This is a genomic window from Micromonospora salmantinae (assembly GCF_022230905.1).
Taxonomy (GTDB): domain Bacteria; phylum Actinomycetota; class Actinomycetes; order Mycobacteriales; family Micromonosporaceae; genus Micromonospora; species Micromonospora salmantinae.
The window spans coordinates 327,552-350,559 of the sequence record NZ_JAKKFG010000023.1 but is presented as its reverse complement, the minus strand read 5'-3'; the positions used below and the strand labels follow the sequence as shown (position 1 = coordinate 350,559).

Genomic DNA, 23,008 nt, shown 5'->3' with positions numbered 1-23,008 from the left:
CGTCCTCAGAGTGAGCGCGCGGCGATCGGGACCGTTGCGGAGTCGGTGAGCCAGCAGGCGACGCTGCGGCCGCCCAGGTCGACGGTGGGCGGCTGCTCCCCGCAGGGCGCGAACGCGTGCGGGCAGCGGGGCCGGAACCGGCACCCGGTGGGCGCGTTGGCCGGGTCGGGCACCTCCCCGGCGAGGATGGCGGGCAGGCGCGGGGTGGGCCCGATCTGCGGCACCGCGTCGATCAACGCCCGGGTGTACGGGTGTCGGGGCTCGCGCCACAGCTCGCGGGTGGGTGCGGCCTCGACGATCCGGCCCAGGTACATCACGGCGGTCACGTCGGCGATCTCGTGCACCAGCGCCAGGTCGTGGGAGATGAAGAGCATGCCCATGTCGAGGTCGCGGACCAGCCCGACGAGCAGGTTGACCACCTGGGCCTGGGACGAGGCGTCCAGCGCGGTGACCGGCTCGTCCGCGATGATCATCCGGGGTTCCGGGGCGAGCGCGCGGGCGATCGCCAGGCGCTGCCGCTGACCACCGGAGAACTGGTGCGGATACCGCTGGGCGGCGCTGGTCGGCATGGCCACCCGTTCGAGCAGCTCGTGCACCCGGGCTCGGCGGGCCGACCCGGTGACCGCGGCCGGCACGCCGTCGAGGAGCTGGGAGCCGATGGTGCGCCGGGGGTTCAGCGAGGCGTACGGGTTCTGGAAGACCATCTGGAGGCCGACCTCGGCACCGGAGCGGGGCCGCCAGCCCAGCGGGGTGACCGGTCGGCCGGCGTACTCGACGGCGCCGGCGCTCGGTGCGCTGAGCCCGACCGCGACGCGGGCCAGGGTGGACTTGCCGCACCCGGACTCGCCGACCAGCCCGACGATCTGGCCGGGTGACACCTCCAGGCTGACCCCGGCGACGGCCCGCACCCGGCCACGCCCTCGGGATCGGTACTCGACCTCGACGTCGGTGAAGGACAGTCGCGCGGGCGCGGTGTTCACGCGGCCACCTCCAGGTGCGGACGGACCACGCAGGCCACCGACCGGTCGGCTCCGACGGGGGTGAGCGGGGGCGGGGCCTCGCCGCAGGACGGTTCGGCGTACCCGCAGCGGGGTTGGAACGGGCACCCCGGCGGCGCCTCGCCGGGTGCCGGCGGGGCGCCCGGGATGGGCCGCAACGTTCCGCCGGTCTGGGTGCCGTGCGGTCGGGCGCCGAGCAACGCGGCCGTGTACGGGTGGTTGGGGGCGGTGAGCAGGCCGCCTGTCGGGCCGGTCTCGACGACCCGCCCGGCGTAGAAGATGTAGCCACGGGTGGTGAGGGCGCTGAGCACCCCGAGGTCGTGGGTGATGAACGCGACGGCCAGCCCGGTCTCGGCGCGCAGCCGTTCCAGCAGGGCGAGGATGCCGGCCTGCACCGTGACGTCGAGGGCGGTCGTCGGTTCGTCGGCGATCAGCAGTCGGGGCCGGGCGGCCAGCGCGATGGCGATGGCCACCCGCTGCCGCATTCCGCCGGAGAACTGGTGCGGGTACGCGCGCAGCGCCCGCTCCGGGTCCGGGATGCGAACCTGGTCGAGCAGCTCCACCGCGCGGCGGCCGGCAGTTCGACGGTCCATCCGCAGGTGCACCCGCATGTGCTCGGTGAGCTGCCGCCCGACCGTGAGCATCGGGTGCAGGGCCGCGCTCGGGTCCTGGAAGACCATGGCGATGCCGGCGCCACGGACCCGCTGCCAGCCCCGGGCGTCCAGGCTCAGCAGTTCGGTGCCGGCGTACCGGGCGGAGCCGGTGACCGCCGCCCCCGGGGGCAGGAGCCCGAGCAGGGTCTGCGCGGTGAGGCTCTTGCCGCAGCCGCTCTCCCCCGCGATGCCGACCAGCTCACCCTCGTCGACTGTCAACGACACGTCGTGCAGGATCGGCAGCGGGCCACGCGGTGAGGGCAGGGTGACGGCCAGGGAGTCGACGTCGAGCAGCGGTGCCACCTCAGCGTCCCTTCGTGTAGCGGGGGTCGAGCCGGTCGCGCAGCGCGTCGCCGAGCACGTTGAAGGCCATCACCACGGTGAGGATGGCGAGACCGGGGAACACGCTGACCCACCACATCGACAGGTCCTGCGCGCCGAGGGCCACCATCGAGCCCCACTCGGCGGCCGGTGGGCGCGGGCCCAGGCCGAGGAACGACAGGGCGGCGAGCAGCAGCACCGCGTTGCCGAGCTCCAGGGTGGCCAGCACGATCGCCGGGCCGATGCTGTTGGGCAGCACGTCGCGGCGCAACGCCCGGATCGGCCCGACGCCGAGCAGGCGGGCGGCGTTGAGGTAGTCGTCGCCGCGCATGCTCAGCACGGCGCTACGGATGACCCGGGCGTAGACCGGCCAGGAGACGATGACCAGGGCCAGCACGGCGTTGCGGGTGTTCGGGCCGAACGCCGCCGTCACCGCCATGGCCAGGATGATCTGCGGGAACGCGAACACCAGGTCGGTCAGGCGCATCAGCGCCTCGTCGACGAACCGGCCGACGTATCCGGCGACCAGCCCGAGCAGCCCGCCGACCAGCAGGGCCAGCGAGACGATCGCCAGGGCCAGCGGGATGGACAGGCGCGCGCCGTGGACGACCCGGCTGAGGATGTCACGGCCGAGCGAGTCGGTGCCGAACCAGTGCGCCCCGGACGGCGACGCGTACGTGTCGGCGCTCTGCGCCAGCGGGTCGTACGGCGCGAGAACGTCGGCGAGCAACGCCAGCAGCAACCATCCACCGAGGATGGTCAACGCCACCACGGTGATCGGCTGACGCCAGACCGGTCGGCTGGCCGAGCCGCCGCGCAGTCGGCCGAGCCAGCGGCGTCGGCCCAGGGCCCGCTCCGCCTTCGGGTCTGCAAGTGTCGTCATGACAACCGGATCCTCGGATCGATGAGCCCGTACAGCAGGTCGACGATCAGGTTGACCAGCGTGTAGACAAGTGCCACGAAGAGGCTGACGCCGAGGATCGCGGGCAGGTCCAGCGCCGTGGCGCTGCGGTACGCGTACTGGCCGACGCCGGGCCAGCCGAAGATGCTCTCGACCAGCACCGTCCCGGAGAGCAGCGAGGCGAACGCCAGGCCGGAGACGGTGACCACCGGGACGAGGCCGGCGCGCAGCAGGTGCCGGCGCAGCACCACCCGGGTCGGCAGACCCTTGGCGTACGCGGCCCGGATGTAGTCCTGCTGGAGCACCTCGAGCATCGCCGAGCGGACGAAGCGGACCAGCATCGCCACCGTCAGCGAGGTCAGCACGAGCACCGGCAGGGACAGGTGCTGGGCGGCGTCCCAGGCGACGTCCCACTGCCCCGCGAGCGCCCCGTCGACCGTGTACATGCCGGTGACGGTGGGCGGCGGGCTGAAGTCAGTGGAGAGTCGTCCGCCGCTGGGGGCCAGGCCGAGCTGGTAGAAGAAGACGTAGAGCACGACCAGGGACAGCCAGAACGGCGGGGTGGAGAGCCCGAGCAGGGCGCCGACCCGGACCAGTTGGTCGGTGAACCGGCCGTTGCGGACCGCCGCGAGCATGCCGACCCCGGTGCCGATGAGCAGCGCCAGCACCATGCTCGGCAGGGCCAGTTCCAGGGTCGCCGGCACGTAGTGCAGCAGGTCGTCCAGGACGGCCCGCCCGGTCTGCTGGGAGTGGCCCAGGTCGCCGTGCAGCAGGTTGCCCAGGTAGTGCAGGTACTGGGCCCAGAGCGGCTGGTCCAGGCCCCACTTCTCGCGGAAGGCGGCCACCGCGGCGGGGTCGTTGAGCGCCTGGTCGGAGAGGTTGGCGGTGACCGGGTCACCGGGGACCACGTTGACCAGACCGAACGTCACCACTGTGACGCCGAGCAGCAGGCCGGCGGTGACCGCCACCCGCTTGGCCAGGAAGGTCAGCAGCGGGTGGGCACCCCGGGGCCGGGACGCGGTCGTGGCGACCGCGCCCGGCTCACCGTCGTGGACTGTCGTCATGTCGTCGGGACTACTTGCGGCCGACCGCGGCGACGTCCACCTGCCAACCGGCGGCGGTGTAGTCCGCTCCGGTCAGGTCCGTGGTCGCCACGACGATGGAGGAGTTGCTGGCCAGCACGAGGTACGGCGAGGACGCGTTCATCAGCCGCTGCCACTCCTGCATGGCGGTGGCCCGACCGGCCAGGTCGAGGGTCGCGGTGACCTTCTTGCCGGCGGCCACCACGGCCGGGTCGGCCCGCTCGACCGTCCAGCCGGAGCGCAGGGCGGTCGCCTGGCCCGGTGCCATGTTGTTGATCAGTGAGTCGGCGACCGGGTAGTTCAGGCTCTGCGGGGTGAATCCGAGAGGTGACTTCCCGCCGCGCATCTCGTCGAGGAACGTGGTCAGCGGCTGCGGGTTGAGTTCCAGCTTGATGCCGGCCTCGGCGGCGTCGCCCTGCACCTTGGTGGCCACAGTGCCGAGGTCCACACCCTTGTAGGTGATGGCCGGGTAGGTGAACTTCACCGTCGGGTTGGTCAGGCCGGCCTCGGTGAGCAGCGCCTTGGCCTTGGCCACGTCCCGCTTGGACTCCTCGCCGGCCGGCAACGCGCCCGGGAAGGCGGGAGCGACCAGCCCGGCGCCGGGGGCGGCGCCCTTGCCGTACAGGGCAGCGATGCCCTGGTAGTCGATGGCGGCGCGCAGGGCCTGGTTGAACTTCGGGTTCGAGGTGACCGCCGAGACGCCCGGGTCGGCGTTGAGGAAGAGGAAGTAGACGGTGTCCTGCACGCCGGAGGTCTGCAGGCTGCCCGGCAGTCCGTCGAGGAGCTTGCCGGAGATGTCCAGGGAGATCTCGGCGGCCTCGGCGCGCTGCATGGTCAGCTTCTGGGTCTGCACGTCCATGTTGCGCAGCACCACCCGGGAGAACTGCGGCTTCGTTCCCCAGTACTTCGGGTTGGCCTCCAACACCACCTGCGACGAGGGGTCGTAGGACTTCAGCACGTACGGGCCGCTGCCGACGGAGTTGGTGTCCAGGTACTGCTGCGCGGTGTCGCCCTGGGCGGCGTCGGCGCCGTCGCGGGCACCGTGCTCCTTGGCGACCTTGGAGTTGAGCACCGCTGTCGACGGCATCGACAGCACCACCGGGATGTTCGGATCGGGGGTGGCCGAGGCGACCACGACTGTGCTGTCGTCGGTCTTGGTCACGGTCAGGCCGCTGACGGTGACCGCGGGGCTGCCCTTGATGTTCTTCAGCCGGTTGAGCGAGAAGACGACGTCGTCGGCGGTGAGCGGGCTGCCGTCGGCGAACGTCACGCCCTGCCGGAGCTTGAAGGTGAACGTCGTGGCGTCCGGCGACGCCTGGTACGACTCGGCCAGCGCGGGGACCGGCTTACTCACGTCCGAACCCTTGAAGGTGAGCAGGGTGTCGTAGAGGGCGTGCACGGCGGTCAGACCGGTTGCCTCGTAGACCCGGCCGGGGTCGAGGGTCTTGAGCACGAACGAGGTGTTCACGGTGAGGGTCTTGGCCGTACCGTTCGCGTTTCCACCACTGCCGCCGGCGCTACAGGCGCTGACGGAGAGGACGGCCAGCGTCGCCAGAGCGGACGCTCCGGCGAGGAGCCGGCGGGGAGACACCGACATGCTGTTCCTACCTTCGTATCGCGCGGCCCGCTGTGCGGGATCCGCGGGGCGTCGACGTCCGGCGCGCGACACCACGCATCGGCCGGGCCGATGGGATGACGGCGTCGCGGGCTTCTCGGGGGCGTCGTCTCGGGGTTGGATGTAGACCGGGCGGCAGGCGTCCGGTTCGCGCCTCGATGCGGTTTGTTCACCTGAGTTGAACATTGCCGCCCGATGTTTAGTGATCCTAAACATGGCCGTATAGTTTGGTCAATCAAGATTCAGCCACACTGTATTTGGAACGAGGACACATGCTCGGTGACCGACTCCGCGACCTGCGTCAGCAGCACTCCCTCACGCTGCGTCAGCTCGCCACAGCCGCCGACGTGTCCCCCGCCCTGCTCAGCCAGATCGAGAACGGCGCGACCGACCCCAGCCTCTCCACCCTGCGGAAGCTCGCCCAGGTCTTCGACACCTCGATCGCGGAACTGTTCTCCGAGCCCGAGGCGCCACCGGTGCACGTCAGCCGCGTCGGCGCCCGGACCAGGCTGGCCGCGCCACCCGGCCAGATCACCTACGAACGACTCACCCCCGGTCGCGGCGACCTGGAGGTGCTCCAGGCCCACCTCGCACCCGGCGACGCCAGCTCCGCCGAACCGTGGGCGCACCCGTCGACCGAATGCGCGATCGTCATCACCGGGGAGGTCGTCGCCGAGATCGGCGGTGAGTCGTACACCCTCACCGCCGGCGAGTCGGTCACCTTCGACTCGCGCCTCGCGCACCTCTACCGCAACGCCAGCGACCAGCGCGCCCACCTGATCATCGCGGTGACGCCGCCGACTCCCTGACCCACCACGGTGGACAGCCGAGGGGATCGACGGGACGCCGCGGCGGACCTAGCATGACCACGAATGGATCTTCGAGATCGGCCCTGCCGACCCCCGGCAACCAGCCCAACCGAAGGGAGACGCGCATGCGTCGACCCCGTCATCTGGTACTCCTGAGCGTCGGCGTGTCCGGCGCCCTGGTCCTCGGCGCAGCACCACCCGCGGCTGCCGCTCCGCCCACGCCCACCACGCCCACCGGCATCGTGGTCAGCGACGGCATGACCCAACCCGTGTTCTCGCTCGCCGACGCGATCGAGGAGCGGGTGTTCGTCCAGACCCCGGTGGACACCGACCACGACGGTCGACCCGACCGGGTGGCGATCGACATCTCCCGCCCCCGCGAGACCGCCACGCAGGGCTTCAAGGTGCCTGTCATCTTCGAGCACAGCCCGTACCGCAAGGGCACCTGGGGTGACGTGCCGTACCCGAGCGTGCTGGTCGACGACCTGCCGCAGAACGGCCTGACCGACCGCGACGGGCGGCGCGCCCTCGACGCCGGCGCACAGCGGGCCCAGGCCAAGGCCAACCTGCCCGGCTCGCTGGACGACTACTACGTGCCCCGCGGGTACGCGGTGGTGCTCGGCCAGAGCGTCGGCACCGGCGACTCGGACGGCTGCCCGACCAGCGGGGACCAGGCCGAGACGCTCGGCACCAAGGCGGTCATCGACTGGCTCAACGGCCGGGCCAAGGGGTACGACGCGAACGGCGCCCCGGTCACCGCCGGCTGGACCACCGGCGCGGTCGGCATGACCGGTGTCTCCTACAACGGGACGCTGCCCAACCAGGTGGCCACCACTGGCGTCAAGGGGCTCAAGACCATCGTGCCGGTCTCCGCGATCAGCAGCTGGTACGACTACTACCGGGCCAACGGTCTGGTGGTCGCGCCCGGAACGTTCCAGGGTGAGGACCTCGACATCCTGGCCCAGTACACCGCCGGGCAGGCCCGCGCCGAAGGGCAGTGCGCCGACGAACTCGCCGAGATCACCGCGAAGCAGGACCGGGTCACCGGCGACTACTCGACGTTCTGGCGCGACCGGGACTACCTCGACGCCCGCGACGTCAAGGCCAGCGTCTTCGTCGTACACGGCCTCAACGACTGGAACGTGAAGACCGAACACTTCGCCGGCTGGTGGGACCAGCTCGCCAAGCGCGACGTCCCCCGCAAGATCTGGCTGCACCAGGGCGGCCACGGTGGTCCGGGCAGCAACGCGTCGGTGACCCTGCCCAGCGGCCAGACGTGGACGTACAAGCAGACCGAGAACCGCTGGTTCGACTTCTGGCTGTGGAACGTTCGCAACGGCATCATGGACGAGCCGACGGCGGTGCTCCAGCGCGAGGACCGCGCCTACACGACGTACGCCAACTGGCCCGACCCGGCGGCGCGGGAGGTCGGCCTGCGCTTCGCGGCCACCGACACCACCGCACCCGGCGCGCTCACCACCGGCAAGCCACCGAAGGCCAAGGTCGAGCAGCGCTTCGTCGACGAGGGCCGGACCATCCACCCGGACACCCTGGTGTCCAACCCGGACACCGCGAGCGCCAACCGACTCGCCTACCGCTCCCCCGAGCTGACGCGGAGCGTGCGCATCTCCGGACGTCCGGAGATGCGACTGCGGATGGCTATCGACAACAAGCCGGACGCGAACCTCACCGCGTACCTGGTCGACTACGGCCCGGCCGGGTCGACCGCCGCCCCGACAGTGGTGACGCGAGGGTGGATGGACCCGCAGAACCGCAAGAGCGCCGCGCGCACCGAGCCGGTCAAGCAGGGCAAGCTGTACGACTACCGGTGGACCATGGAGCCGAAGGACTACATCTTCCCGGCGGGACACCGGATCGGCGTGGTCGTCTTCTCCAGCGACCAGGAGTACACCCTGCTGCCGTTGGGTGGCACCGAACTGCGGGTCGCACCGAACGACAGCGAACTGCGACTGCCGGTCGTCGGCGGGCGGAACGTCCTCGGGTTCTGATTTCATCTCCGCGCTCCCGGGTGGGGCAGTCCGGCACGTTCGGGCTGCCCCACCCACTCGGCTTTCATGAGGTCGGGATATCCCCGGCACCCAGACACCGCGATTTCCAGGAACCCGAGTGGATCACGCCGTCCTGGCTCCCGTGTCGGGGTCGCCCCGGTGAGCGGGGTGGACGGGTTGTCTGGTTTGTGCGGCGGTGTCGGGTGGTCCAGGCCACCCCGACGGCGGAATCGGGGGCCCGGCGGGGTCGTTATACCTGGCAGGCCACCGCGACCGTCCCGGTCGTGGGGCGTGGCAGCCGCCGGGAACATTCGCCGGGCCGCCCCGGTTACATCCCCCGCAACGCCCGAGCAGGTCCCCCGGATCGCCGGCGTTGCCGTGAACCTCCCCCGCACCACCACCCACCCCCGAGTGTGGTGCGGGCACCCCCGATGCAGAGGAGCACGCCATCATGCGTACCGATCTGATTCGTAAGACCGCTCTGACCGCTGCTGGCCTCGCGTTCACCGGTGGGGCTATCGCCGGACCGGTGACCGCCGCGTACGCCGCGTCGGAAGCCAGGCCGGCCACCCAGACGCAGAGCGACCGTAAGCCCGCCGGTGAGCGTCAGCTCGGTGTGCGCTACGAGGCCCAGCCGAACTTCTACTACTGCGGCCCGGCCGCCACGCGTAACGCCCTGTCCGTGCAGGGCAAGGAGATCAGCGTGGACGCCATGGCCAAGGAGATGGGCACCACCGAGGCCGGCACCAACTCCATCAACGACATCACCCCGGTGCTGAACAAGGAGACCGGTAAGAACGACGCCTACCGGTCCGTGGAAATCAGCACCCCGGATGCCGACGCCAAGCAGACCGACCGGCTGCGCGCCGACATCGTCAAGACCGTTGACGACGGCCGGGCCGTGGTCGCCAACATCGCCGGCACCAGCGTCGACACCGACGGCGGGGTGCACTCCTTCGAGGGCGGGCACTACATCAGCGTCGTGGGTTACCGCGACGGCGGGAACGTGGTGAAGATCGCCGACTCCGCCGATGCGAACACCGCCTCCTACGAGGTCACCGTCGAGCACCTCGCCGACTGGATCGCCACCCGCGGCTACGCCACCAGCTGACCCAGCACAACACCGAAGGGCCGGACCCCACCACGGGGCCCGGCCCTTCGTCGTCATTTCCACCAACTGCGGCACGTATTGACAATTGTCGACTTCGGCGTGAGGCTGGGGGGCAGTGAGAGCGCTCTCTCGCACCGGCCCCAACCGGCCACCACCCAGTCTGGCCAGGCACAACTCCGATGCCTTCGGCGGCGGCGCCGGAGCTGTCCCTGACCCGTCCCCCGACAGGAGTCACGAGATGGACAGGGCCGCACCCCTCTCCGGCATCCCCCGCCGACTGCGCCTCGCCACGGCGATCGGCGCCCTGCTGGTGCTACTCGGCACGTACCTGGTGTCCACCACCAACCGGGCCGACGCCGCCCCCGGCCGAGCCGGCGCCGACTTGGGCGCCAACGCCATCCGGGTCGCCGAGTTCCCCGCCGACTGCACCTACAGCCACCGGCTGCCGGACGACCCGATCGTCTTCCCCGGGCTGCCCGGGGCGTCGCACATGCACAGCTTCTTCGGCAGCACTGTGACGAATGCCAGGACCACGCTTCCCGACCTGGTCAACTCGCCCACCACCTGCAACCCGCGGGTGGACGTCTCGTCGTACTGGGTGCCAACCCTGTACCGGGACAACGTCCCCGTGGAGCCGGCGATAGCCACGTTCTACTACCTTGGCGAGGGCGTCCGCGCCGACGTCGTCGCGAACACCCAGCCGTTCCCGCTCGGGCTGCGGCTCGTCGCCGGCAACGCGAAGGCCACCGGGCCGAACGACAGCATCGCCCGCTGGTCCTGCCTGCACGCCGGGCACGTGCCGCCGTCGAAGGACTTCGTCAACTGCCCGTCCGGCACGATGCTGGAGTCGTACCTGGACTTCCCGCAGTGCTGGAACGGCCGTGACCTCGACTCGCCGGACCACAAGAGCCACCTGGCGTACCCGGTGAACCAGGCCTGCCCGAGCACCCACCCGGTGCACGTGCCGAAGTTGCGCCAGGTGCTTCGGTACCCGGTCACCGGTGACCCGTCGCGGTTCCGGCTGGCCTCCGGGCCGGGCTACACGATGCACGGCGACTTCTTCAACGCCTGGCCGGTGGCGGAGCTGGCCCGCCGCGTCCAGGACTGCATCCGTCCCGTCATCAAGTGCGGTCACGACGGCCGACCGATCTGATTGACAGCTCCACACCACTGCGGCGGGTCCGGTCACCCGGGCCCGCCGCAGTGGTCGGGAAGGGAGATCGGATGCGCCAGCCCACGGCGTTCACAGTGCTCATCGGCGTGCTGCTCGTCGCCGGCTGCGGCGCCGGGCCATCAGACGCGGCCAGCACCACCACACCGCCCGCGACCGCGCCACCGGCGACGACCGTGCCGACACCCACGGGTACGGCGTTCAACCCCACCGACATCGCCTGGCTGCAACTGACGGTGGCGATGACCGAACGTCTGCTGCCCGTACTCGATCTGGTGCCGGCGCGGACCACCGACCCGGCCTGGCGGCAGACGGTCACCCAGGTGGCGACCACCCGGCGCGCCGACCTGGACCGCGCCCGCCGGCTACTGGCCGACGCCGCCGCCCCGACGACGAATCCGCACGAGGGGCACGACATGCCGGGCATGGCCACCGCGCAGGAGATGACCGCGCTGCGGGCGGCCAGCGGGCAGCCGTTTCACCGCCTGCTGGCCGGGCACCTGCGGGCGCATCTCGCGCAGTCGGTCCGGATCGCCACCGCGGAGCAGCAGAACGGAGTCCAGCCGGCGACCGTGGCGCTGGCGGCGGCCGTGGTCCGGTCCGGCACCGCCGACCTCGCACGACTCGACCGTCTCGATCCCGAGACTCAGGCGGCGTAGCGGGCGGCGAGGTCCACGACGCGCCGGGCGGCGGCCACCATCGCCCGGTCGGCGAACCGGCCGTCGGGCAGGACCACGGTCCCCGAGTCCCGCTGGTGCGCGTCCGCCACGGCAGCCAGCAGCTCCGCGGCGCGGGCCACCTCCCGATCGGCCGGCCGGAACGCGTCGACGATCACCGGGAGCTGGCGCGGGTGGATCGCCGCACGGCCGAGAAAGCCGAGCCGTCGGCCCGCCGCGCAGGAGGCGGCCAGACCGGCGAGGTCGACCACGTCGGCGTACACCGACATGGCCGGCGGGGCCAGACCGGCCGCGCGGGCCGCGACCACCACCCGGCCACGCGCCCAGAGCAGCCCGTCGTCGTCGCTCACCCCCAGATCCGAGCGCAGGTCGGCCTCACCGAGCCCGATCGAGGCGACCGCCGGGTGGGCAGCGGCGATCGGGTACGCGGCCTCCAGCCCGGCCGCCGACTCGATGAGCGGGTGCACTGGCACGTCGACCCGCTCGGCGAGGGCCGCCAGCGTCGCGGCCGACTCGACCTTCGGCAGCCGAAGCCCGGCCAACCCGGGCCGGCCGGCCACCGCCGCCAGGTCGGCATCGAGGTCGGGGCCGGTCAGCTCGTTGACCCGGACCTGCACGGGCACCGGGTGCGCCTCGGCGAGGAACTCGGCGACCGCGTCCCGGGCGTACGCCTTGCGCCCGGCGACAACGGCGTCCTCCAGGTCGAGGATGACCGCGTCGGCACCCGAGGCGACCGCCTTGGCGAACCGGTCCGGGCGGTCACCGGGCACGTAGAGCCAGCTCAACAGCATCAGAGCACTCCCCGCTCGCGCAGCGCGGCCAACTCCTCGGCGCTCAGGCCGAGCGCGCCGAAGACCGCGTCGGTGTCCTGCCCGTGCCGCCGGCCGGCGTGCCGGATCTCGCCGGGCGTCTCGGCGAGGCGGAACGGCACGTTCTGCATCCGTACCTCGCCCAACTCCTCGTCCGGCACTGTGCGCACGGTGCCCAGCGCCGCGTACTGCGGATCGGCGAGGATGTCGCGCACGTCGTAGACGGGCGCGACAGCGGCCTGCGCCTCCTCGAACGCGGCCACCACCTCGTCGCGGTCCCGTCGCGCCACCCAGGCGCTCACCGCCGCGTCCAACTCGTCGACGTGGGCGGCCCGCCCACTGCCGGTGGCGAACCACGGCTCGTCGATCAGCTCGGAACGGCCGACCAGCCGCAGCACCCGCTCGGCGATGCTCTGCGCGCTGGTGGAGACCGCCACCCAGCGCCCGTCGGCACAGCGGTAGGTGTTGCGCGGGGCGTTGTTGTTGGACCGGTTGCCCAACCGGGGCTGGACGTAGCCGAGCTGGTCGTACCAGGTGATCTGCGGCCCGAGCATCGCCATGATCGGCTCGATGATGGCGAGGTCGACCACCTGTCCGGCGCCGGTGACGTCGCGGGCCCGCAGGGCGAGCATCACCGCGTACGCGGCGGCGAGCGCGCTGACCGAGTCGGCCAGCCCGAACGGGGGCAGCGTCGGCGGCCCGTCCGGTTCCCCGGTGGCCGCGGCGAAACCGCTCATCGCCTCGGCGAGGGTGCCGAAGCCGGGCCGGCGGGCGTACGGGCCGACCTGCCCGAACCCGCTGATCCGGGTGATCACCAGCCGGGGGTTGACAGCGTGCAGCTCGGCCGGGCCGAGCCCCCACCGTTCCAGGGTTCCGGGGCGGAAGTTCTCCACCAGCACGTCGGCGTCGGCGAGCAGCCGGCGCAGCAACGCCGCCCCGTCCGGGTCGGAGAGGTTGAGGGTGACTGTGCGCTTGTTGCGGCCGAGCACCTTCCACCAGAGCCCGACACCGTCGCGGGCCGGGCCGTGCCCCCGCGACGGGTCCGGCTTGGCCGGATGCTCCACCTTGATCACGTCGGCGCCGAAGTCACCGAGGAACGCCGCCGCGAGCGGCCCGGCGAAGAGGGTGGCCAGGTCGACGACAGTGACGCCGTCCAGTGGCGCGGTCACCGGGTCACCTCCGGAAGGTCGGCCGCGCAGCGGAAGCCGACCTGCTCGGAGCGGGCGAGACCGGCGCCGGTGAGCAGCAGCTTCACCGACACGTCCGCCGGTTGCGGGCCGCCGTCGAGGTACCAGTCGGAGCCCTCCGCCCGGTACTGGGCGCCGCCCTTGAGGATGGCGAAGCGGGTACGACCGTCGGAGTGCTCGCTCTCGGTCAGGTTCCACACCAGCGGTTCGCGCCGTACGAGCAGCCCCGCCTCGGCGGCGACCTGCCACTCGTCCTCGGTGGGCAGGCGCAGCTCGGCCCACGCCGCGTACGCCCGCGCGTCGGCCAGCTCGACCCCTGTCACCGGGGCGTCGGCCGGGCCGGAGCCGGCGGTGAACCGCTCCGGGCGCACCGGAACGTAGCCGGTGGCGCGCAGGAACTCGGCGTACTCACCGTGGGTGACCTCGTGCACGGCGATGGCGAACCGGCCGAGCCGCACACTGCGCCGCAGCGTGCCGGGGTGGTGCAGCCGAGGCGGCAAGGGCTTCCACTCGTCGACGTAGGGCGCCTCGCCGTACAGCCCGGTCTCCCGTACCCGGTGCCGGACGACCAGGTCGTGCCGGCCGCCCTCGACGGCGACCAGGCCCGGCGGCACCTGCGGTCGGGGCGCCCACGGTGTGCGTACGCGCACGGCGGCGCGGGCCGGGAAGGACGGGTCGCCGGTCGGCGGCTCGTGCCGGTGCGCGGCGGCGACTCCGCGCGCCACGGCCGCGATGGCGCCGGCCGGGAGCGGGCCGCCGACAGCCAGCCGACCGTCGGCGGTCTCGGTGACTGTCAACTCGGCACCGGTGACCAGGTCGACGAAGTGCCGGCCGGCGCTCGGGTCGGTGACCACCCACGGGCCGTCGTGGTCCGCGCCCCGGTTCACCACCGTCCACAGCGGCTCGTCGTCGTGCGTCCAGCGGGACGCGTACACCTGGCCGTCGCCGGGATGGTCGGCGAGCGGCACCCAGTCCTCGGCGCGCAACCACGCCGCGTGGCTGGTCTGCACCCGGCGCATCGCCCGCAGCACCGCGCGGTCCCGCTCGTTCCAGCCGACCCAGACGCCGAAGACGCTTTCCCAGACCAGCACGCCGACGCCGTTGAGCCAGGCGGAGTGCAGCTCGTCGAGGTGGTCGCGGTGCCAGCGCCGGGTGTGGTGCAGCACGTGCCGTCGCTCGAACCACTTCGCCCGCAGCACGCCGGGCACCTCGGAGTCGGCGAACCACTGCGCCCAGGACATCGCGTGGTCGGCGATGCGGGCCAGCGGCACCCGGCTCTCGCCCTCCAGGACCATGCCGGGGCGCACCGCGTCCAGCGCGGCGCGCAGCTCCCCGGCGCCCTCCTTGAGGGTGTCCAGGAAGACCCCGTCGACGCCGAGCTTGCCGGCCAGCGTGGCGACCTCCTCGGCGTCGCTGCCCGGCTCGCGCCGGGTTCCGGTGTCCCACGGGTTGTAGTCGACGAAGACCCGCACCCCACGCTGCTGGAACGCGCGCACCACCTCGGGCAGTTCCGGCACGTCCCGGTACCAGTCGAACTGGTTGCGGTCGTCGAGGCCGATCACCGGGTACGCGTGCCAGAGCACCACCCCGTCGAAGCCGCCGAAGTCCCGCCCTGCCGCGTCGAGGAACTCGTCGACGGTGAAGACGCCGCGTTCGTGGTCGTAGAGCGTCTCGTCCCAGAGCCAGGCCAGGCAGACGCTGAAGCAGTCACCGGCGATCTCGTCGTAGTGCTCGCCGACGTAGCCGATCCGGTGCCGGGCGTCGACCCGCCACCGGGCGATCTGCTCCCGCCAGGCCGGCCAGTCGGCCCTGTCGGTCGGGGCGGCGAAGATCTTCGCCTCGTCCAGGGTGCTCAGGTCGGCGTGCCCGCCCAACGGCACCTCGGTCGGCCGGTCGATCGGGCGTGGGACGTACGGGTTGAAGCTCACTGTGCACCTCGGTAGGTCGCGTCGTAGAGGGCGTCGATGGCCGGCCGGTCGGGCAGTGCGGTGGACGCTCCGGGCCGCTGGGCGCAGGCCGCGCCGGCGGCGCAGGCCCAGCGCAGGCTGGCGGTGACGGTGTCCTCGCTGCTGGCGCCGCCGCGTTCGGCCCAGCCCACGGCGAGCGCGCCGGTGAACGCGTCACCGGAGGCGGTGGTGTCCACCGCGTCGATCTGCGGCGCCGGGACGGCGAGACGCAGGCCGTGTCGATCGGCGTACGCGGCACCGCGCGCGCCGAGGGTGAGCACCACCCGGGGCACGAGCTTCAGCAGGGCGTCGAGCAGCACCGGTGGGTCGTCGGAGGCGACCTCGGCGACGACCGCCGCCTCGTGCTCGTTGACCACCAGCACGTCGACCAGGTCGAGCAGTGCGGTGGGCAGCGCGGCGGCGGGCGCGGCGTTCAGCACCACAGTGGTGCCCTCCGCCCGGGCCCAGTGCGCCGCCTGGAGCACGGCGGTCAGCGGCACCTCCAGTTGCAGCAGCAGCACGTCCGCCGCCGCGATCGTCGCCCGGTCGTGCGCGTCCAGCTCGGTCAGCGTGCCGTTGGCGCCGGGCGCGACCAGGATGAAGTTCTCCGCGTCCCGGTCGACGGCGATCAACGCGACACCGGAAGGGCCGACGGCGGTCCGCAGGCCACTGACGTCCACGCCGGCGTCGACGAGACTCGCCCGCATCCGGGTGCCGAACTCGTCGTCGCCGACCGCGCCCACGAAGTCGCAGGCCGCACCGGCCCGGGCGGCGGCGACGGCCTGGTTGGCGCCCTTGCCGCCGGGTACGGTCCGGAAGTTCTCGCCGAGCACCGTCTCACCGGGGCGGGGCAGCCGCGACGCCGTGACCACCAGGTCCAGGTTGCTGCTGCCCACCACCGCCACCCGCGCGCTCATGCCACGCTCCCTTCCGTCGCCGGCTGCGCCAGGGCGAGGGTCCGCTCGGCCAGCTCGTCGAAGCCGATCCCGTCGAAGCCGGCGATGCTGCTGGCCAGCCGGTTACGCAGCGGGGCGACCCAACGCTGCGACAGCCCGGACGCCCCGGTGAGCGCTCCGGTCACCGCGCCGACCGTCGCGCCGGTCGAGTCGGTGTCCCAGCCGCCGCTGACCACAGCGGTGATCGACCGTTCCAGATCCCCCCGCCCGTACGCCAGGGCCGCGGCCACCAGCGCCGCGTTGTTGCGGACGTGCACCCAGTGCAGGTGGCCGTGTCGTGCGTACAGCTCGTCGACAATGCGCTCCCAGTCGTCGGTGCCCGCGCCGAGGGCGCGTGCCTCCCGGACGGTGGTGGCGAACCGGCTCCCCGGCGGCAGCACCGCCTCGGCGGCGTCCAGCACCTCGTCCACCGTGTCGGCCACCGGCGCGGCGGCGGCCAGCGCCGCCGCCCAGAGCGCGCCGTGCACCCCGCCCCGGACGTGGCTGACCGTCGCGTCGCGCACCGCCAGCTCGGCGGCGCGGTCCGGGCGTCCGGGGTTGACCCAGCCGTACACGTCGGTGCGGATCTGCGCGCCGATCCACTCCCGGAACGGGTTGTGCCGGCGGCCGCTGTGCGGCGGCGGGAACCCGAGCAACAGGTTGCGGTAGGCCACCCGCTCGGCGGTGAAGACCCGCCCGCCGGGCAGCCAGTCCAGCCACGCCTGCGCCACGTCGGCGCTGGTGAAGCCCCGACCGTGCGTCTCCAGCACGCGCAGGGCCAGCAACGCGTAGTTCAGGTCGTCGTCCTCGGGCATCCCGTCGATGTTCTCGGCGAGGCTGGTCGGCGCGCTGCGCCGGTTCCACGGCCAGCGGGCGGCCACGTCGGCCGGGAGCCCTTTCGCGGTGAACCAGTCGCGCAGTGGCCACCGGTCGGTAGCGGTGAGGATCTCCCGGATGCCCTCGCGGGGAATCTTCTCCACCGGCTTGCCGAGCAGGCAGCCGACCGCCCGGCCGAGCCACCCGCCGTGCAGCCGGTCGTACGCCACCTCGGTCGGCAGCGACCAGCTGCTCGGCCACCCGGCGCGCAACGTGGCCAGGTCGTCGGCCTCGTCGGCGGTGTCGACGGCGGGCAACGCGTCGGCGGCGTCCAGCAGCTCCGTGGCGAGGGCCCGCAGCTCCGGCGACGCCGGGGTCACCGACGCCCCGCTGACCGGTGGGGTCAGGTCCCCGCCGGCCGCCGTCCACCGCTGGGCGATCGCCGCGACGTCGCGGCCCTCGTCCCGGCTGGCCGCCAGCTCGTGCGGCAGCAGGTCCTCGGGCTGAACCCAGGTGATCCTCACCGGGTCTCGCCCCCAACCCCCCGGGTGGCACCGGCGGCCAGCCCGGCGAACCGCTCCGCCCGGCGGGCGAACCGGGCCTGGTCGCGCTCGAAGACCTCGCCGGCCACCGTCGCCAGGACCCGGGCCGGCTCCACCAGGTCGGTCCTGGAGGCGGTGGCGACAACGTCGGACCACTCCGCCGGCACCGCGTCGGCGCCACCGAGCGCCCCGGCGATGGCGGCGGCCATGGTGGCTGTGGAGTCGGCGTCCCGGCCGTAGTTGACCGAGCCGAGCACCGCGGCCCGGAAATCGCCGCCGGCCACCACGAGCATGCCGAGAGCCACCGGCAGCTCCTCGATGGCGTGCAGGCGACTGGGCCGCCGCGCGCCGAGGCCGGGGCTGCGGTACTCCTCCCCCACCGTGTCGTAGGGGGCGACCGCGGCCCGCAGCGCCGGGATGGCCTGCTTCCAGTCGTGGTGGCCGCGGGCCTCCTTGACCACCGCGTCGATTGCCGCGCGGGTGCCGTCGCGGGCCAGGTCCAACGCCGCCGCGACGACGTCCTCGACGCCCGCGCCGGGAGTCGCGGCCGCCGCGACCGCTGCCGCGAACACGGCGGCGGCCTCCCGCCCGTAGCTGTGCTGGTGCGCGCCGGCGATCTCCACCGCCTCGGCGTACGCCCCGGCCGGGTCGCCCGCGTTGACGATGCCGACCGGGGCCATGTACATGGCCGCGCCACAGTTGACGATGTTGCCGACCCCGGCCTCGCGCGGGTCCGCGTGGGCGTGGTGCAGACGGGTGACCAGCCACCGCTCGGCGGCCGCGAGCCGGTGGAAGGTCACCCCGTCGCGCTCCAGGTCGGGGATGTACACCACCCGCTCGATCAGGTCGGGAACCAGCAGCTCCACCACGTCGTACGCGTCGAGGTGGTCCCGTTTGGCCGCGTACGCGCGGACCAGGGCGTGGGTCATCAACGTGTCGTCGGTGATGTGCCCGTCGCCCTTGTGGTACGGCGCGAGGGGTCGCGCGGTGGCCCAGTCGGCGTGGTACGGGGGCACGATGCCCTCGACCCAGCCGCCGAAGCGAGTACGGATCTGCTCGGGCAGCGCCGTCTCGGTGGCGCCGCCCAGGGCGTCTCCGACAGCGGCGCCGACCAGGCAACCGACCGATGTGTCGAGCAAGAGTGACATGTCGTTACCTCAGAACCTGCTTGCCACCGTCGACCAGCTGCGTGCCGAGCTGATCGAGGGTGATCTTGTTGGCGAAGTACTGCTGGAGGGCCGGGGTGGCGTACTTGGTCTTCCACTCCGGGTAGCCGTCGGCCTGCTGGAACGGGGCGACGGTCAGGTCCGTGGCGCTGTCCGCGGCGACGTCCCAGCCCTGCTTGCCGGCGGTGAGCTTGACCAGTTCCTCGTTGGCCTGCTTGCCGGTCGGCACCAACCAGTCGCCCTTGGCCAGGGCTGCCATGTTGGTCGGGTTCAGGAAGTACTCCAGGAACTGCGCGGCCTGCTTCTTGTGCTTGCTGTCCTCGGAGATCGACAGCGTCTGCGGGTTGGCGGCCTGCTTGGTGGAGAGCCCCTTGATCGGGGGCAGTGTGACCCACTCGAAGCCGGCCGGCGCCTGCTCGACCATCTGCTGGCGCAGCGACACCGAGCCGGGCAGCATCGCGTACTTGCCGCCGAAGAAGCCGGGCAGGGTGTCCGCGCCGCTCATGCCGAGCGCCTCCGGGGAGGCGGACTTGGCGGTGTAGATCATGTCGTGGATCCGCTTCGGGATCTCCTTCTCCGCGTCGCCGACCTTGACCTCGGCGCGGCCACCGTCGCCGTAGAAGAACTTGCCGTCGTAGTTGAGTGCCAGGTTCAGCACCCGGTTGGTCGGCGACTTCAGCGCCCAGGCCGCGCCGTACTGACCGGGCTTGGTGAGCTTCTGCGCGTTGGCCTGGAACTCGTCCCAGGTCCAGCCGCCGTCGGCCGGCGGCACCGCGACACCGGCGGCGTCGAGCAGCTTCTTGTTGGCGATGACGACCTGCGACTCCAGCAGGAACGGCACACCGGTGACCTTGCCGTCGACGGTGACGGTGTCCCAGATGCCCTCGTCGATCTGGCCCTTCAGGTCGCCCGAGACCAGGTCGGAGAGGTCGGCCAGGTAGCCCTGCTTGCTGAACTCGCCGATGGAGGACGCCTCGTAGTGCACAATGTCCGGCGCGTCGCCGCCCTCGAACGAGGTGAGCAGCTGGTCGTGCACCGAGTTCCAGTCACCCTGGACGTACTCGACCTGGATGTCCGGGTGCTCGGCGTTCCACTTGGCGACCAGATCCTTGTTGACCTGCAGCGACTCCTTCTGCCAGGCGAGGCTGAGGAAGCGCAGCTTGGCCGGGCCGTCGGTGGCCTCGTCGTCGCCGCCGGCACCGCACGCGGTGAGCGCGCCGAGGCCGATGACCGTGACCGCGGCGGCCGCCGCGAGTCGACGGAATCGGGTACGGAGCATGGGGGGTTACCTCCTTGGTGGTGGTGGTTGGGGGGACGGTTCAGCCCTTGACCGCGCCCGCGAGCGACCCGGACGAGAGCCGGCGCTGCATGAACGCGAAGAAGATCAGGCTGGGCAGCGTGGCCAGCAGTGAGCCGGCGGCCAGGGGTCCCAGCCGGGCGGTGCCCTCGATGCCGACGAACCGGGCCAGCGCCACCGGCAGGGTGGCCAGCTCCGGAGTCTTGATCAGCACCAGTGCGAAGAAGAACTCGTTCCAGGCCGAGATGAAGGAGAACAGCGCGGTCGCGACCAGGCCCGGGGCGAGCAGCGGAAAGACCACCCGCCGCAGGATCTGCACCCGGGTCGCGCCGTCGACCGATGCGGCCTCCTCAAGCTCCCTCGGGATGTTGCGGACGAAGCCCTGCAGCATCCACAGTGCGAACGGCAGCGCCCAGACCACGTAGATCAGCACCAGCCCGGCGTGCGTGTTGGCCAGGCCGACCTGCCGCAGCACCAGGAAGATCGGGATGATCAGCAGCACGAACGGGAAGAGCTGGGACAGCAGCACCCAGCCCAGTGCGGCGGTGCCGAGCTTGGAGCGGAACCGGGCGAGGGCGTACGACGCCGGCATGGCGACCAGGACGGTCAGCACCGCCGAGGCGAGGGAGACCTGGAGGCTGTTGAGCGCCGCCCGACCCAGCTCCTGCTCGGTGAAGGCCTGCACGAAGTTCTGCAGTGTCGGGTTGTCCGGGATCAACGTCGGGTGCAGGCGTACCAGTTCGCGCGGCGGTTTGAACGCCGTGGAGAGCAGCCAGACCAGCGGGAACCCGAGGAAGATCAGGTAACCGGCGAGCGCCAGGTACTGCAGCGTCCGGCTGGTGCGGCTCGGTTTTCCGAACATGTCAGTTCGCCTCCCTGAGCCGGCGACGGAGATAGACAGCGAGCAGCGCGATGATGATCACGACCATGACGTTGCCGAGCGCCGCCGCGTAGCCGTAGTTGCCGTAGCGGAACGCCTCCTCGTACGCGAACAGCATCGGCAGCATCGTCTTGCCGCCCGGTCCACCGGCGGTGAGCACGTAGACCAGGCCGAACGAGTTGAAGTTCCAGATGAAGTCCAGCGAGGTGATCGCCACGATCACCGGCGCCAGCGCGGGCAACGTGACGTGCCGGAACCGGTGCCAGGTGCTCGCCCCGTCCACCGCCGCCGCCTCGTGCAGCTCGCGACCCACGCCCTGCAGACCGGCGAGCAGGACGACTGTGGTCTGCGGCATACCAGCCCAGACCCCGACGATGATCACCGCGGGCAGGGCGGTGCTGAAGTCGCCCAGCCAGTTCGTCCGCAGTCCGTCGGCGCCGATGCGGTGGAAGAACTCGTTGATCAGGCCGGCGTCGGGGTGGTAGACGAGCTTCCACAGGATGCCGACCACGACCGGCGGCATCGCCCACGGCACGACGGCCAGCACCCGCGCCACACCGCGGAACCGCAGTTGCTGGTTGAGCAGCAGCGCCAGCCCGAGGGCGAGCAGGAACTGCAACACCGTCACCCCGACCGCCCAGAGCAGGCCGATCTTGAACGAGTTCCAGAACAGCTCGTCGCCGAGGAGTTCGCGGTAGTTGGCAAGGCCGGTGAAGCTGACCTCGACGTTGCGACCGGCGCGGGCGTCGGTGAAGCCGAGGTAGATGCCCCGCAGCAGCGGGAACACCGACAGCACCAGGATCGGCAGCAGCGACGGCAGCAACAGAAGGTAGATGGTGGTGCGGTCGGAGCGGAACCGGTTCGGCCGGCGGGCCGGCTCGGCCCGCTCGACGTCCGGCCGCTCGGCCAGGGTGGTCATGCGGTCACCCCTTCGCTGGACGGGTGGGTGGTCGGTGGGCCGGCCGGCCCGGTGGCGGGTCGAGGGACCGGCAGGGTCGCGGCGCTGGACGCGCGAACGACGAGACTTGGCGGCACCTGCTCGCGCCGCGGCGGCAGAGTCGCGTCGGCGATGCGTTGCAGGAGCAGTTCGGCGGCTCGGCGACCACGCTCGGCCGAGCCGAGCGAGACGCTGGAGAGCTGGGGAAACATCATCCGGGCTAGTTCGGTGTCGTCCATGCCGACCAGGGCGACGTCCTGCGGCACCCGGCGACCGGCGACCAGCAGGGCGTGCAGTGCGCCGACCGCGATGAGGTCGTTGGCGCAGACCAGGGCGTCCGGGTCGGCGCGGGCGAGCAGTCGCTCGGTGGCGGCGCGGCCGGCCGCGTACTGGAAGTCACCGACCTCGATCAGCTCGTCGTCGAGCCCGATGCCGTGTCGGGCCAGGGCGGCCCGGAACCCGGCGTCGCGGGCGGCACCCGGAACGGTGTCGAGCGGGCCGTTGACGAAGCCGATCCGCCGTCGGCCGGTGGCGACGAGATGGTCCACGGCCAGCGCCACGCCGTGCCGCGAGTCGGTACGCACGTTGTCGATCGGAGCGTCCGCGCCGAGTTGGCCGACGACCACCACCGGCACCGGACTGTCCACCAGCGCGGTGAGGTGATCGTCGGTGACCCGGATCGGCGAGACGATCATGCCGTCCACGTAGCGGTTGGCCAGTCGTCGCAGCAGGGCGGTCTCGTTGTCGATCCGCCCGCCGGTGGCGTGCACCAGCAGTTGCCGCCCGGAGGACGCGACCACTGCCTCGATGGCCCGCATCATCTCCACGTAGACCGGGTTGCCGATGTCCTCCACCGCGAGTGCGATCAGGCCGGTGCGCTGGGACTGCAACGACCTGGCGATCGCGTTGGGCACGTAGCCCACCTCGGCCGCCGCCTCGCGAACCTTGCGGATCGTCTCGGGGCTGCCGCCGACGCCGTTGAGCACCCGCGAGGCGGATGCGATGGAGACGCCGGCGCGGGCGGCGACGGTGTGCACCGTGGGCCGGCCGTCCGCCGGTTCCTGTAAACGTTTACGACCCACGTCCGGCACCTCCACCCGATAGCTGTAAACGTTTCCGGGGAGTCTGCTCCGCAGGCGCCAGAGA

The 23,008-nt window shown here is 72.1% G+C and carries 20 protein-coding genes; 5 read left to right on the top strand and 15 right to left on the bottom strand.

Annotated elements, in window-relative coordinates:
* Positions 1–5: 5 nt before the first annotated feature.
* The 5 genes from PSH03_RS19945 to PSH03_RS19925 are packed head-to-tail and all read right to left on the bottom strand — an operon-like array spanning position 6 to position 5,552.
* Entirely contained in the window at positions 6–980 is a 975-nt protein-coding gene (locus tag PSH03_RS19945) for an ABC transporter ATP-binding protein (RefSeq protein WP_238690022.1), read from the bottom strand.
* Positions 977–1,954, bottom strand: coding sequence for an ABC transporter ATP-binding protein (locus PSH03_RS19940; protein WP_238690021.1), 978 nt, complete (start codon positions 1,952–1,954; stop codon positions 977–979). Before PSH03_RS19940 ends, PSH03_RS19945 begins: the two co-directional genes overlap by 4 nt.
* A gap of 1 nt (position 1,955) precedes the next feature.
* Positions 1,956–2,855: an ABC transporter permease gene (locus PSH03_RS19935; protein ID WP_210786303.1), complete on the bottom strand. Its 900-nt coding sequence runs from the start codon at positions 2,853–2,855 to the stop codon at positions 1,956–1,958.
* On the bottom strand, positions 2,852–3,937 hold the full coding sequence (locus PSH03_RS19930; protein ID WP_238690020.1) for an ABC transporter permease: 1,086 nt from the start codon (positions 3,935–3,937) through the stop codon (positions 2,852–2,854). Before PSH03_RS19930 ends, PSH03_RS19935 begins: the two co-directional genes overlap by 4 nt.
* A gap of 10 nt (positions 3,938–3,947) precedes the next feature.
* Complete coding sequence (locus tag PSH03_RS19925) at positions 3,948–5,552, bottom strand: ABC transporter substrate-binding protein (protein WP_238690019.1); 1,605 nt, start codon at positions 5,550–5,552, stop codon at positions 3,948–3,950.
* Positions 5,553–5,842: 290 nt separating this feature from the next.
* Here PSH03_RS19925 and PSH03_RS19920 point away from each other — a divergent pair, with 290 nt between their 5' ends.
* The 5 genes from PSH03_RS19920 to PSH03_RS19900 all read left to right on the top strand — a co-directional run bounded on the left by PSH03_RS19920 (position 5,843) and on the right by PSH03_RS19900 (position 11,329).
* Positions 5,843–6,379, top strand: coding sequence for a helix-turn-helix domain-containing protein (locus PSH03_RS19920; RefSeq protein ID WP_124772961.1), 537 nt, complete (start codon positions 5,843–5,845; stop codon positions 6,377–6,379).
* 125 nt (positions 6,380–6,504) lie between these two features.
* Complete coding sequence (locus PSH03_RS19915; RefSeq protein WP_238690018.1) at positions 6,505–8,388, top strand: Xaa-Pro dipeptidyl-peptidase; 1,884 nt, start codon at positions 6,505–6,507, stop codon at positions 8,386–8,388.
* 451 nt (positions 8,389–8,839) lie between these two features.
* Entirely contained in the window at positions 8,840–9,499 is a 660-nt protein-coding gene (locus PSH03_RS19910; RefSeq protein WP_238690017.1) for a C39 family peptidase, read from the top strand.
* A gap of 238 nt (positions 9,500–9,737) precedes the next feature.
* Positions 9,738–10,652: a DUF1996 domain-containing protein gene (locus PSH03_RS19905; protein WP_238690016.1), complete on the top strand. Its 915-nt coding sequence runs from the start codon at positions 9,738–9,740 to the stop codon at positions 10,650–10,652.
* Between the two features lie 71 nt (positions 10,653–10,723).
* Positions 10,724–11,329, top strand: a complete 606-nt coding sequence (locus PSH03_RS19900; protein ID WP_238690015.1) for a DUF305 domain-containing protein — start codon at positions 10,724–10,726, stop codon at positions 11,327–11,329.
* Here PSH03_RS19900 and PSH03_RS19895 read toward each other — a convergent pair.
* From PSH03_RS19895 to PSH03_RS19850, 10 genes are read right to left on the bottom strand one after another with little or no spacing between them, the layout of a single operon-like run.
* A complete protein-coding gene (locus PSH03_RS19895) occupies positions 11,317–12,138 on the bottom strand; it encodes an HpcH/HpaI aldolase/citrate lyase family protein (RefSeq protein WP_210786309.1) in 822 nt (273 codons plus the stop codon). The genes PSH03_RS19900 and PSH03_RS19895 overlap by 13 nt on opposite strands.
* Positions 12,138–13,325, bottom strand: a complete 1,188-nt coding sequence (locus PSH03_RS19890) for a CaiB/BaiF CoA transferase family protein (RefSeq protein WP_238690014.1) — start codon at positions 13,323–13,325, stop codon at positions 12,138–12,140. The genes PSH03_RS19895 and PSH03_RS19890 overlap by 1 nt, the downstream gene beginning before the upstream one ends.
* Complete coding sequence (locus PSH03_RS32695) at positions 13,322–15,271, bottom strand: SUMF1/EgtB/PvdO family nonheme iron enzyme (protein ID WP_238690013.1); 1,950 nt, start codon at positions 15,269–15,271, stop codon at positions 13,322–13,324. The genes PSH03_RS19890 and PSH03_RS32695 overlap by 4 nt, the downstream gene beginning before the upstream one ends.
* Entirely contained in the window at positions 15,268–16,206 is a 939-nt protein-coding gene (locus PSH03_RS19880; protein WP_238690012.1) for a ribokinase, read from the bottom strand. Before PSH03_RS19880 ends, PSH03_RS32695 begins: the two co-directional genes overlap by 4 nt.
* A complete protein-coding gene (locus PSH03_RS19875; RefSeq protein ID WP_238690011.1) occupies positions 16,203–17,564 on the bottom strand; it encodes an ADP-ribosylglycohydrolase family protein in 1,362 nt (453 codons plus the stop codon). Before PSH03_RS19875 ends, PSH03_RS19880 begins: the two co-directional genes overlap by 4 nt.
* Positions 17,561–18,730 carry an ADP-ribosylglycohydrolase family protein gene (locus PSH03_RS19870; protein ID WP_238690010.1) on the bottom strand — a complete coding sequence of 390 codons (1,170 nt, stop codon included), beginning with the start codon at positions 18,728–18,730 and terminating at the stop codon, positions 17,561–17,563. The genes PSH03_RS19875 and PSH03_RS19870 overlap by 4 nt, the downstream gene beginning before the upstream one ends.
* A 4-nt stretch (positions 18,731–18,734) precedes the next feature.
* A complete protein-coding gene (locus PSH03_RS19865) occupies positions 18,735–20,027 on the bottom strand; it encodes an ABC transporter substrate-binding protein (protein ID WP_210785276.1) in 1,293 nt (430 codons plus the stop codon).
* A 40-nt stretch (positions 20,028–20,067) separates the two neighbouring features.
* Positions 20,068–20,907 carry a carbohydrate ABC transporter permease gene (locus PSH03_RS19860; RefSeq protein WP_210785277.1) on the bottom strand — a complete coding sequence of 280 codons (840 nt, stop codon included), beginning with the start codon at positions 20,905–20,907 and terminating at the stop codon, positions 20,068–20,070.
* A gap of 1 nt (position 20,908) precedes the next feature.
* Entirely contained in the window at positions 20,909–21,844 is a 936-nt protein-coding gene (locus PSH03_RS19855) for a carbohydrate ABC transporter permease (RefSeq protein ID WP_112678220.1), read from the bottom strand.
* Complete coding sequence (locus tag PSH03_RS19850; RefSeq protein WP_238690009.1) at positions 21,841–22,944, bottom strand: LacI family DNA-binding transcriptional regulator; 1,104 nt, start codon at positions 22,942–22,944, stop codon at positions 21,841–21,843. The genes PSH03_RS19855 and PSH03_RS19850 overlap by 4 nt, the downstream gene beginning before the upstream one ends.
* Positions 22,945–23,008: the final 64 nt, after the last annotated feature.

Coding starts and splice junctions, on each gene's coding strand:
- PSH03_RS19935 (WP_210786303.1), bottom strand. CDS start 2,855: ATGACGACACTTGCAGACCCGAAGGCGGAGCGGGCCCTGGGCCGACGC.
- PSH03_RS19930 (WP_238690020.1), bottom strand. CDS start 3,937: ATGACGACAGTCCACGACGGTGAGCCGGGCGCGGTCGCCACGACCGCG.
- PSH03_RS19925 (WP_238690019.1), bottom strand. CDS start 5,552: ATGTCGGTGTCTCCCCGCCGGCTCCTCGCCGGAGCGTCCGCTCTGGCG.
- PSH03_RS19920 (WP_124772961.1), top strand. CDS start 5,843: ATGCTCGGTGACCGACTCCGCGACCTGCGTCAGCAGCACTCCCTCACG.
- PSH03_RS19915 (WP_238690018.1), top strand. CDS start 6,505: ATGCGTCGACCCCGTCATCTGGTACTCCTGAGCGTCGGCGTGTCCGGC.
- PSH03_RS19910 (WP_238690017.1), top strand. CDS start 8,840: ATGCGTACCGATCTGATTCGTAAGACCGCTCTGACCGCTGCTGGCCTC.
- PSH03_RS19905 (WP_238690016.1), top strand. CDS start 9,738: ATGGACAGGGCCGCACCCCTCTCCGGCATCCCCCGCCGACTGCGCCTC.
- PSH03_RS19900 (WP_238690015.1), top strand. CDS start 10,724: ATGCGCCAGCCCACGGCGTTCACAGTGCTCATCGGCGTGCTGCTCGTC.
- PSH03_RS19895 (WP_210786309.1), bottom strand. CDS start 12,138: ATGCTGTTGAGCTGGCTCTACGTGCCCGGTGACCGCCCGGACCGGTTC.
- PSH03_RS19880 (WP_238690012.1), bottom strand. CDS start 16,206: ATGAGCGCGCGGGTGGCGGTGGTGGGCAGCAGCAACCTGGACCTGGTG.
- PSH03_RS19870 (WP_238690010.1), bottom strand. CDS start 18,730: ATGTCACTCTTGCTCGACACATCGGTCGGTTGCCTGGTCGGCGCCGCT.
- PSH03_RS19865 (WP_210785276.1), bottom strand. CDS start 20,027: ATGCTCCGTACCCGATTCCGTCGACTCGCGGCGGCCGCCGCGGTCACG.
- PSH03_RS19860 (WP_210785277.1), bottom strand. CDS start 20,907: ATGTTCGGAAAACCGAGCCGCACCAGCCGGACGCTGCAGTACCTGGCG.
- PSH03_RS19855 (WP_112678220.1), bottom strand. CDS start 21,844: ATGACCACCCTGGCCGAGCGGCCGGACGTCGAGCGGGCCGAGCCGGCC.